Below are 10,904 nucleotides of genomic sequence, written 5' to 3' on the forward strand. Positions count from 1 at the left end.
CCACCACGGAAGCGTGCCGTACCGGCACGTGGTCAGGCCGCAGGATGAGCTCTAGGAAGACGCTGGTGCCCGGGTCGCGGCGCGGCGGAAGGAAACGCCGCGCCACGGCCCGGAGCGCCGGAATTCGCTACCGGCGCGCGGTTTTCACGACCGCTCCGGACGGGCCACCGGCGGCGGTGTCGAGGGCGCGACCACGACGGTGGGCGGCGGCCCTCCGGCGACCTCCGGTGCGGCGACCGCCGGAGCCGTAGCGGGCCGGGCGACCCGCTCGGGCGCCACGGTGGTGGACACGGGCGCCGGTGTGGAGACGAACTGCGGGTGCAGCGTGATCTGTTCGTGCGCGTAGACGGCGTCGCGCAGCGTCTGCCTGCTCGGCTCGTCCGCCAGCAGCAGCACCAATTCGTTGCAGCGGCGTTCGAAGACCATGCTGCGCAACGGGGAGACTCCGGCGTCCAGCCGCAGCTGCCCGATCTCCACCCGGCCCACGTCGACCCGCTGCCCGAGCATCGAGGCCGCCAGCAGATCGTCGGCGTCGCGCAGTTCTTCCCACAGTTCGCGCGGCACCGGCTTTCCGGCCTGGACCTCGGCCAGAATCCGTTCCCGGACCCGGCGCGAGGTGGCGGCTTCGGCGGGTACCGACCCGGAGCGGCCGACCTGGCCGTGCGCGTCCGCGGCGAGCTCCACGCAGCGGGAGCGGACCTGCGCGTCCGGTACCGCCGAGACATGTTCCAGGCCCGCTATCGAACCGGTGAGACCGAGCCGGTCGGCCGTATCGGGTGTGAATTCGCGCAGGTCGACGTCGTAGGACGGACCGACGAGCCCTTCCATCGCCGCGTCGGCGAATCGGGAACGCAAACCCGGGTCGATCGGTCCGGAGGACACGAGCGCCGACAATTGCGCGTTCGCCTTGGCGCCCCAGGCCAGACCGAATTCCGCCAACACACGCGCCGGATCGGTGACCCCCTCCCACGGCGAGCCGCTGCCGTCGTCGGCGGTGAGCAACTCGTCCCAGTTCCACGGGGTGGAGACCTCACGCGGCAGGAACAATCCGGCAGGCAACCAGCCACGGCCTTCGTTCGACGTGATGAAGACGCCCGTTCCCCCCGGGCCGCGCAGCACCGCCACCGACCAGGCCATGCCCACCGGGGAATCCACGGCGGCGAGCACACTGCCGAGCAGCGTCCTGGCCAGGACCAGGTCGTCGTTCACCTGGCTGCCCACCACGTACGCGGGTTCGGCCTCCTTGTCCTTCGCCGAGGCGACGGCGGCGGCGAACGGGCTCGCGACCGGCACCGGCATGGGCGGCAGGTCTCCCCGGCCCGTCGCGCCGCTGGGCGGCTGCGTGGCGCCTCGGTCGTCCGGGCCCGCGTTGAGCGGTCCGACGCCGGTCGGCGGCATGCCCGCCGACGAGGGCGCCGTCACGCCGGTATTCGACGGCCCGCCCGGTGTGGTCGTTCCCGGCGCGTTCGGCGTGCCGGTGCCGTTGGTGCCCGCCGGGTCCGTCGCGGCGGTCGCGCCGGGCGCACCGGTGCCCGTCGGCGACGCTCCGTTCGGACCGCCGGGCGAAGTACCGAGCGGGTTGTTCTGGGTGCCGTCGGGGCCTGCCGATGTGGGTGTGGGACCCGCCGAAGTAGGACCGGCCTGCACCGGACCGTCGCCGGGCAGGGAAGCGACCGGTTGCGCGGGGACGCCAGGACCGAACGAATCGGGGGAGGTCGCGACCGGCATCGTCGGGGACGGTTGATCCGTGACGCCGCCCACCTGCCGGATGTGCGAGGCGAAGTCCTCGTCGGATTGCTCGTAGGCGGCCGCGGACGCGCGCAGCGAGTCAGCGGTGCGGTCGTGTTCGCTGGCCAGCGCCTCGCCCGCGCGCTGCCGGGCGTCGTAGTACCGCTCCAGCGCTTCGTACACCGGATAGGCGATCTTGCCGTAGGTGGGCAGGAAGTTCGCGAGCCAGTCCGCAGGGGGTTTGGCCCACTCTCTGGTATCGCGCGCGACCCGGTCGTGTTGGTCGGCCAGCTGACGCAAAACCGCAGGGTCGATTTCCATGCTGTTCGGCATGCTCGATCAGATCCTTTCCCGCCACACGTCCCCCATATTGTCGATCCTTCCCAGGAGTGGGGAGCGCGTTCCTTTCAGCTCAGCGACCAGGACCAGCCGTGATGGTCGGACGGCGAACCGGATCGGCGGCCGGGCCGGGAGCCGGTGCGACGAACGCGGGGTGGCCCACGATCTGCGCGTGCGCGTACATCGCGTCGCGCAGGCTCTGGCGCGTAGCGGCCTCGGCCAGCAGCAGCACGAGTTCGTCGCAGCGCCGCTCGAAGACCATGGCGCGCAGGGCGTTCATCTCCGACGCGTACCGGGCGTCGGACTGGTCGGCGCGCAACTCGCCCAACGCGACCCTGGACACATCCGCACGCCGCGCCAGCATCGTCGCGGTGAGCAGGTCGTCGGCGTCCCGGAGTTCCTCCCACCACTCCTGCGGCACCTCGCGTCGCTGCCGCAGCGCGGTGAGGATCCGCTCGCGTGCCGCGGGCGCGCCCAGCGCGGCCGGAGAACCCAGACCGGCCTGCTGGAGACGAACGTGCGCGTCCGAGGCCAACTCCCAGCGTCGCGTGCCGATCTCCGCCTCCGGCGCGGCCACGGCTCGCTGCACCAGCGCGGGAGCCCCGACCAGTTCGAGGCGGTCGACCAGACTCGGCCGCGGCGCGCTGAAGTCCATCGCCGCGGAAGCGGCCACCGAGCCTTCGATCGGCACGTCGCCCAGCTGTCGTCGCAACTCGGCGTCGATGTCCTCCGACGAGACGACGGCGGTCAGCCGGGCACCGGACTTACGCCCCCAGGCGATTCCGAATTCCGCGAGCACACGCGCGGGGTCGGCGACCCCCTCCCACGCCGCCTCGGAAACATCCCAGACCCAGGGTGTGGACATCTCCCGCGGCAGGTGGATGCCCGCGGGCATCCAGCCGCGTCCCTCGTTCGAGGTGACGAACGCGCTGATCCCGCTCGGATGGCGCATCACCGACACCGCCCAGCCGAGGCCGAGGACCGCGTCGCCCCCTGCGGCCAGGATGCCGCTGAGCAGCGTGCGGGCCAGCACCAAGTCGCCGTCCACCCGCTCACCCAGGACGAATGCCGGGGCGGCGGCCGAGGTCATGGCCGCACCCACCACGTTGCGGATCGATTCGTCGCTGCCGTCGTCCTCCGCCCGTCCGGCGTCGGCCCGCTGCTCGCCCCGCTCCGGCGGCGGCGCCTTGACGGCTCCGGCGGATCCGGGAGGCGGCCCCGAACTCGCCGCCGTGACCTTGGGCGCGACGGCGGCTGCGCGTGCTTCGCCGGGGGCCGCGGCCTGCTTGGCCTGCACCTGCGGCGGGGGCGAACCCGCCTGTGCCGCCGGGGCGGAGACCGCCGGTCCGGCCGGGTTGACCGACGCGGCCGGAGCCTGCGGCGTGAAAGCGGGCGGCGGCGTCACGACGGGCGGCGGAAGGATGTAAGGCACCGCGGCGGTCGGGTCCGCCATCGGCGCGGAGGAAGTGGCATATCGTTCGGCACCGGTCGCGTCGGTCGATTCCGCCGCCGGAGCGGTCGTCGGCCGGTCCTCGCTCACGGACTCGGTTCGCTCCGCCGAGGCATCCGGATCGCTTCCCACCGGATCGCGTTCGTCCGGATCCCGTTCTTCCGGGCCCGGCGCTCCCCGATGGTCGTCGTCCGCCTGGACATCCCGGCCCGAAGCCACCGGCTCGGGGTCCGTCACCGGCGCGCGCGGCCCGCCGCTCACGGCGGGCATGCCCGGTCCGTCCTGGGGCGCCGCGCCGGGCGTGTTGCCGACGGGGATGGTCGTCGGCCCACCCGGCGTGTACTGGTCGGTGTCCGGGCCCGTCGACGGCGGGCCAGCGGAAATGTCCTGCGTGGGAAGCTGATTCGGACGCTCGCCGAGATCGTCGCCGGGCGGGAGCTGGCCGACCGGGTCGACGACCGGATCGTCGGCCACGACCTGCGGCGGCACCGGGAACGGAACATCGGCCGGCCGGTGCGGGTCCTTCGGTCCGTCCTGACGCGGGTTGCCGGAGTGGTCGGTCGCGGGCCGGTGCTGTCCGTGATCGTCCGCACCGTTGTGCCCGGGAGCCCATGGTCCCGGCTGTCCCAGCGCGTCGGCGATCAGCCCCAGGCTGGGCAAACCCTGCGGGCTGATCGAGTTCAGCGCGGCCCGGACAACGTCCTCCACCGCGTCCCGCGCAGCGGCGATCATGCCGGGGATACGGCTGCGGATGGCCTGGGCGTCGGATTCGTCATCCTCCGCGGCTGCCGCGCGTTTGGTCCTGTTGACCTGCGCGGTGGTCTCCTCGACGATGTCCAGGATCTTGTTGCGGGTCCGATACACCAGGTCGGAGAAGTCCCGGAAGGTGTCGGCGGCGGCCTCCAGCGCGTCGGCGAACGCCTGCGGATTCGCCCGCTGCCGCAGCATGTCGTCCTTGACCGGTTGCAGACCGGCACTGGAACGGGCCCGTTCGTCGAAGTCGCGGCGTTTGCTGTCGGCGTCGAGCAGGTCCAACGCCGCCGCGCCGTCGCGCGCCCGGCGTTCCAGCGCACTCCAGTCCCCGGGCGAGATCACCGGCCAGTTGTCGCCGACGATCTGGTCCCAGTACGGACTGTTGCGCTCCGGCTCCATCAGCGGGTCAGATGGATTCGGTGCGGCGGCGCACCGCGGCGGCGCCCGCGCGATCGGCCTCGCCGTGGGTGTAGGAGGCCTGGGTGGTGAACTGCGTCGTCGCGTCCACACGACGGCCGTTGGACCGTACGGCGCGCTCGAAAGTGGTCTTCATCCACTGCACATGCGTCACCAGTCGCCGATCGATCTCCGATTCGGGTCGCCGGGGCGCGACGAAGCCGCCGGAGATCGTTTCGACTTGACCGCCGATCGTCGTGATCGCGGTGCGGAACTTGTGCGCGGCGGCGACCACCTCGTGCGGGTCGTCGGTGTCGAACTTGTCGGTCATGTCGCTGTCCTGTCTCGCCGTGCGGCGGATTCGGCACTCAGGTGTCGCGCCGGAACTCGGCTTCCTCCATGGCGCGGTAGGAAGCCTCGGTCGGAAGATCGAACGAGTCGATCGTGTAGGGGCGGGTGCCCTTGTACTCCATCTCGGCCCGCAGACCCACGCGCGACTTCGCGTGCGCCAGTCGCGCGAGCCGCACGATCTGGGACGCCAACCACTCGTCTCCGTTGTCGCGCGCGTCGTCGGTGATGTACAGACCGATGATCTCCCCGTCCCGGTCGCATCCGACGCCGACGGTGTGATCGGGGTTGAACACCTCGTAGGTCAGGTTTCGCCAGTCCGGTGGCGGCGTATCGAGTTCCTCGTCGTCGAAGTCGTCCACATCGATCGCGTGCATGTCGGTCATCGGTTGCTCTCCGAGAATCGTTCGCCGGATGGCGGATTGAAGGGATTGTCGACGTCGTCGACCGCGGACTCCAAGCGGGCCGCAAGCACGGACCAGGCCGCGTCCTCGATGCGCATGACTTGGCGCAACTGCCAGAACCGAGCACCGAGATACATCTCGCCGGTGCCGTCCGGCGCGACGTCCAGATGATCGGGACCTTCCGTGGTCGCGTTCAAGGTCACCGCGGTGACCGGCGGCCTGCCGTCGTCGACGTTGACCAGGGTCGCGCCGCCGCCAGGAATGAAACTCTGCCGCAGCCGCGCACTGGTGCCGATCGCGACGTCGGCGCTGTTGGTGGTGATGGTGACCTCGGGATTCAGCAACAGCTGCAACACCCAGGAGCGGGCCGCCTGCGCGGGACGGTCGGCGTTGATCGCGATCGTGAGGGTCGCCGCCAAATCGATCACGAGCACCGAATCCGCGGTCGTGACCCCGACGACCACGAGCCGCCGTGCGGTGCCCACCGGGTACGGCAGGTCGTCCGCGGCCAGGGACACCACGTCCGCACCGACCCCGCCGCCGGTCGCGGGGTGCGCGGACACCGTTCCGGTGGCTATGTCGATCGTGTAGGCCACGATCGTCTCCGAAATGCCGTCCGCCACTCCGGCCAGCCGGACCAGCCCCTCGTCGTGCAGCCACCGCACCGTGTCCGCGACGGTGACCTCCGGGGCCGGCTCGGTCATCCGCCCTGCCCGGAAACGGCAGCGGTGGGCTGGATTTCGTCGACGGGAGTCTCCATGACGCTCTGGTACTGCCGCGCGGCGTCGGCGGTGCTCTCCCGGATCGCGGACATGATCTCGGCGACCAGTTCGGGGCAGGTGAGCCGCGCGGCGGTACCCGGAGCCAGATACAGATCGGTCAGCCTGCCCATGGCGTCGACCTCCGGGATGACCGCGCCGCTCGGCGAGGGCCTGCGGGCGCGGATGTTGTCGATCTTCTCCCGCATCTCGGCGATCCGATGCCGCAGATCGCGCGCTGCGTCCAGGGCCGCCTGCACATCCGGGTGGATGGCACTCACGACTCCACCTCGCTGTGCTCACTCATGCGTTACCTCCGGGTTGGGTCGGGGACTGGTTGCTCGGCGTCGGTGTCGGCGGGGTCACCGTCGGCGCGATGGTGGGCCGCTCGCCGATCACCGCTTCGGTGTGCGGTGTGTCGTCGACGTACATCAAGCGGTCGGGATGCCACGCCACGACCCGGTTGCGTTCGTTGTTGCCACCCCCGTTGCCCGCACCGGGCGCCATCGGCATGTACGGCATCATCGGCGCACCGGCGCCGCGCGCGGCGGCGGCGTTGGCCGCCGAGGACGAGCCGAGGGGATCGATCACCGAGGTGCGCGGCATGCCGGAACCCAGGCTGGCCGCCGCGGCAACGGGCAAGGCGCTCGCCTGAATGGTTGCGGCGTCCACATCCGGGATGCCGGCACCCGGGCTGCCGACCGGCATCCCGCTCGGGCTGCCGGTGCCGAGGCCGCTCGGGATGCCGAGGTCGTCGTATCCGTATTCGTCGAGGCCGTAGTCGTCGTACGCCTCGGCCGCGTCCGACTGCGCGAGCTGGCTCAGCGGCATTCCGGCCGAGGCCATCGCGCTCATCAGGGCGGGCAGCATCTGGCTCAGCGCGTTGCTGTCGCCGCCGTTGCCCTTACCGCTGCCGTTGCCCTCGGCCGCGCCCTCGCCTGCGCCGACCTTCGAACCCACCTCGGTCGAGTAACCGGTGATCGTCTCGGCCGAACGGGCGTTCTGTTCGTTGAATTTCGCCAGGGCGGCCTGGATGCCGACTTCGTTCTTGGAGCGCATCGCCGCGATCAGCTCCTTGCGCGCGGCGATGATCTCCTCCGGCGTGGGATGTTTCGCCTTCGCCGTCCGGAAGGCGTCGCTGTAGGTGTCGATTCCGTCGGCCAGCAGGCCGAGGCCGGTGCCGAGCTGATCGAGCCACCCGCGACGCTGGCCGAGTTCCGCCGACGCGGCGGCGCCGACCGGCTCCCAGTGCTGCATGGTCTTCGCCGCGGAGTTCACGCCGTCGATGGCCGCGAGATGCGGGCCACCGGCGAACTTGCGCAGCGCGTCCGCGAATCCCTTCGCCGCCCCGGGGCCGGGACCCGAGTGCAGCTGCTGGGCGAAGGTCAACGGATCGACGGCGCCACCCGCGACGGGGAACCGGAGAGCGGGCGGGCGTCGCGGTCCGATCTCCTGCACTTCGCCGACCGGATTGCCGAGGATATCGCCGCCGCTGCCGTTGATGGTGCGGGCGCCGCGGTCGTCGGCGGCGGTGTAATCCACGGCGGCCGCGCCGATGTTGTACGCGGTGCGCTGGATATCGGTGAGGACATCGGCCATGCCGTTGAACAACGACGCCGCATGGGCGTTGAGCTGCGGTACCGCGGCGGCCGATATCGGGTCAGCTCCCGCGGGCACGACCCATCCGCCCGGCAGCGCCGCCCCGGTATCGCGCGCCATCGCGGCGAGCTTCGACGCCGCAGCGACGAGTTCCTGCGGATCCACATTCAGCGCCATCGCGACCTCCTCTCCTCATCTGCCGCCACCGCACTCGCTCGCGCGATCAGCCCGCGGGTGCCGCGACAACCGGCATTGCCGCGGCCGCGGACTGATCGGCCGAGCCCGGCGTCGCCGGGGGCGCGCCCCCGTCCGCCGGCGCGGTCAACTCGATGCCCTTCGGGTGGACGAATCCGGAGAACTGACCGAATTCACCCGCGCTGTCGGACATCTCCGGAGTGAACGGTTTCAGCTCGCCGTTGACGACGGCCTCCAGCGTGCCACCCTCCTCGGAGCCGAACACCACCAGGATCGCGGTGCGCTTGTCCCACGTGGCGACGTCTCCGGTCATCAGCTGGTAGGGATCGACGCGGTCGCCGATCTGCTTCTTGTCCGACCACTTCGCCGGCGTCTTCTCGTACGCCTTCTGCGCGTCGGTGCCGCTGGCGTTGCCGAACGCCCCGTCGAGCGCCTGGGCGACCATCGCGGACACCTTCTGCGTGCGCCCGTCGGGGAAGGTGTAGATCACGCTGCCGTCCGCCCCCGGCGTACGGCCCGGCGCCCCCGCGGGCTGCGTGGAAGGCGCTGCGCCGGTGGGCGCCCCGCTGTGCTGCGGCGCCGGAGCCGTCGTCGAAGGCTGCACCGTAGCGGGCTGCGCCGTGACCGGCGGCGCGACCGGCGGCGGGGACACCGGGTCCATCTCGTCCTCGAAGCGGCGCGGATCCAGTTCCTCCCTGCGGTTGTTCAGGTCCTGGTCGGCCATGTTCCGCATCATCGCCTGCTGCATCATCATCGGCAGCATGGAACTCATCAGATCCATGCCGGAGCCCATCGGCGACGAGACGGGGGTCACCGGAGCGGAAGGCGTTGTCGGCGTCGTCGTACCCGGGGTGGTCGGGATGCCGTCGAGACCGCCGGGTGTCTGGCCGTTCTGGCCGGGGGTGTCCGTACCGGGGATGTCGGTCAGACCGGGCGGCGTCAGATCCGAGTTGCCCGGATCGTCCAGGCCGTCCAAACCGTCCAAGCCGGGAGGCAGGGTACTGTCCACGCTCGGAGGAGTCGTCGTGTCGGCAGGTGGATAGTTCGTCGTGCCGACGGGCGGCGGATACGACGCCGGATCCTTCGACGCCGCCTCCAGCTTCTTTATGGTCGCTTCCAGCTCTTTGATTCGCGCGGTCTGATCGTCGATATCCTTTGCGACGCCGCCCTGCTCCTTGGAGATATTCTCCAGTTCGGTGCTCGCGGTGTTGCACGCGGCGATGATCCAGAGCCAGTGATGGTCATCGATTTTGAATCCGTCGGTCGGAGTTTTGGCCGCCATCGGGACGACTTTCTCGTCGATCACGAGATTGATTTTCCGCTGCCCCGTATCGGACCATTTGGCGGAGTCCTTCACCGACTTCTTCACCATGGCGTCCAGCGTGTCGTGAACATTCCGGTAGGCTTGCTGGAGCTGCACGGCCACCGTCGCGTAGTCCTGAAAACTACCGAGAGCGTTCGACGGTGCGACCTGGGCAACCTCCGGCGCCTTCGGCACCTCGTCTGCCGTGGCATCTTTGCCCAGACTGGCGTAACCGTCTTTGAAGAATAGGTAGAACTCTTTGAAACGACTTTCGGTGAACGGCGAGTGAACCCACGCAGGAGGGTAATTACCCGCCCGTATCGCTGCCCGATCGGGCATCAGCATCAGGTGCATTTCCACAGAACTGCTCCTCAGGCGCTGAGGTCGAATGTCGTCGAATCATTGAGGATCTTGGTCGGCAGCGTTTTCTCGTACACCTTCGCGGGCTCGCCCGGTTTGGGATGGATGACGTCGTATCCTCTGCTGGCCAAGGCGTTGCCGAGGCCCGCGGTCAGCGCTCCGGCACCGAGTCTGTTCATGTGGGCTCTGGAGAAAGCCAATCGATCGCCCAGTCCGCCCAGATTCGCTTTCTTACTCAGGAGATCGGGGACGTCTCGGAAACTCTGCCCCAACGCCTTGAGGCCGCCGCCGGCGATGCCCTTCGTCGCGCCACCGACCACGCCACCGGGTATCGCACTGAAGGCAGCGCCGACCAAGCCGGCCTGCAAGCCCTCTGAGAAGGAACCTCTTTCGATGCCGGTCCAGATGCCACTGACCGCACCGCCGAGTATCGCGGAGCCGACCGGACCACCGAACGCGAACCCCACGCCGCTGGCTACGCCGGAGACGACGTCTTTCCATTCGAGACCGAACAAGCCCATGCGATTTCACCTATTCGACGCGCAGCGAGTTTCTATCGAGCCCAGCCGGACACTGTCGCCGCCGCAGGTTGACGCGATGGGGCGACCGTGGTCTGCGGCTGCACATCGACCATGCTCGGGGTTCCTCTCGACACCACCATTGTCGAGGATTCCCAATGACGGGAAGCGCGGCCCTGACCGTACCGGTCAGGATGATCCTCGAAGACATACACTGACGTGCGCGAATTGCCCGGGCCGCCAGCTATTTTCCAGCCGACGGCGAGCGAGCAGAAGGGAGCAGCGGATGAATCTCCGTCGCCGGTCGCTCGAACGTGCCGCCCCGATGGCATCCGCCCGTCTATTGCGCCGACCGCTGAGGATGGGTCATGACCAGCGCTGAAATCTGGCCCGCGGAGGTCGAGGGAGAAGCAGGAGAGCCGGGTTCGGCGGAGGAGCAACAGCAAGGGCCGGTGACTCCGTGGTCGAGCCGTCCGGAACAGAGACGGCCGGGAACGCCCGTACCCGGCCAACCCGCGGCTCCGTCCGCCCCCGGCCAGCCGGGCACTGCCGCGCCTGCTCAGCCGAGTAGCGCTGGCCCCCCGGCTGTTTCCGCTCCGCCGAGTCACTCCGGTCCGCCCGGTGTTCCTGGTCAGCCTCAGCCTGGTCAGCCTTCGCCGGGTCAGTCTGTGCCGGTTGAGCCTCCGGCTGGTGTGGTTGCGCCGGGTGAGGGTGTGCCGGGTGGTGTGGTGGCGCCGCGGTCGGAGGGTGTGG

9 protein-coding genes are annotated in these 10,904 nt (G+C 70.1%); all 9 read right to left on the reverse strand.

All coding sequences use genetic code 11. The annotated features are described in order from the left end of the window. Positions 1-144: 144 nt before the first annotated feature. Entirely contained in the window at positions 145-2,061 is a 1,917-nt protein-coding gene (locus tag HOV91_RS21190) for a type VII secretion target (protein WP_174187150.1), read from the reverse strand. 79 nt (positions 2,062-2,140) lie between these two features. Further along, positions 2,141-4,669, reverse strand: coding sequence for a hypothetical protein (locus HOV91_RS21195; RefSeq protein WP_174187151.1), 2,529 nt, complete (start codon positions 4,667-4,669; stop codon positions 2,141-2,143). Between the two features lie 7 nt (positions 4,670-4,676). Then, positions 4,677-4,997 (reverse strand): hypothetical protein, encoded by a 321-nt coding sequence (locus tag HOV91_RS21200; RefSeq protein ID WP_174187152.1) that lies wholly within the window; start codon positions 4,995-4,997, stop codon positions 4,677-4,679. Between the two features lie 37 nt (positions 4,998-5,034). After that, complete coding sequence (locus HOV91_RS21205; protein WP_246350499.1) at positions 5,035-5,400, reverse strand: hypothetical protein; 366 nt, start codon at positions 5,398-5,400, stop codon at positions 5,035-5,037. Continuing rightward, on the reverse strand, positions 5,397-6,122 hold the full coding sequence (locus tag HOV91_RS21210) for a hypothetical protein (protein WP_174187153.1): 726 nt from the start codon (positions 6,120-6,122) through the stop codon (positions 5,397-5,399). Before HOV91_RS21210 ends, HOV91_RS21205 begins: the two co-directional genes overlap by 4 nt. Next, positions 6,119-6,457, reverse strand: a complete 339-nt coding sequence (locus HOV91_RS21215) for a YbaB/EbfC family nucleoid-associated protein (protein ID WP_174187154.1) — start codon at positions 6,455-6,457, stop codon at positions 6,119-6,121. The genes HOV91_RS21210 and HOV91_RS21215 overlap by 4 nt, the downstream gene beginning before the upstream one ends. A gap of 22 nt (positions 6,458-6,479) precedes the next feature. After that, the gene (locus tag HOV91_RS21220) at positions 6,480-7,952 is read right to left on the reverse strand and encodes a PPE domain-containing protein (protein WP_174187155.1); all 1,473 of its coding nucleotides are present in this window, start codon (positions 7,950-7,952) and stop codon (positions 6,480-6,482) included. 46 nt (positions 7,953-7,998) lie between these two features. Continuing rightward, the gene (locus HOV91_RS21225) at positions 7,999-9,633 is read right to left on the reverse strand and encodes a hypothetical protein (RefSeq protein ID WP_174187156.1); all 1,635 of its coding nucleotides are present in this window, start codon (positions 9,631-9,633) and stop codon (positions 7,999-8,001) included. Positions 9,634-9,644: 11 nt separating this feature from the next. Continuing rightward, positions 9,645-10,154, reverse strand: coding sequence for a hypothetical protein (locus HOV91_RS21230; RefSeq protein ID WP_174187157.1), 510 nt, complete (start codon positions 10,152-10,154; stop codon positions 9,645-9,647). Positions 10,155-10,904: the final 750 nt, after the last annotated feature.

It is taken from the genome of Nocardia barduliensis (genome assembly GCF_013315795.1).
Lineage (GTDB): Bacteria > Actinomycetota > Actinomycetes > Mycobacteriales > Mycobacteriaceae > Nocardia > Nocardia barduliensis.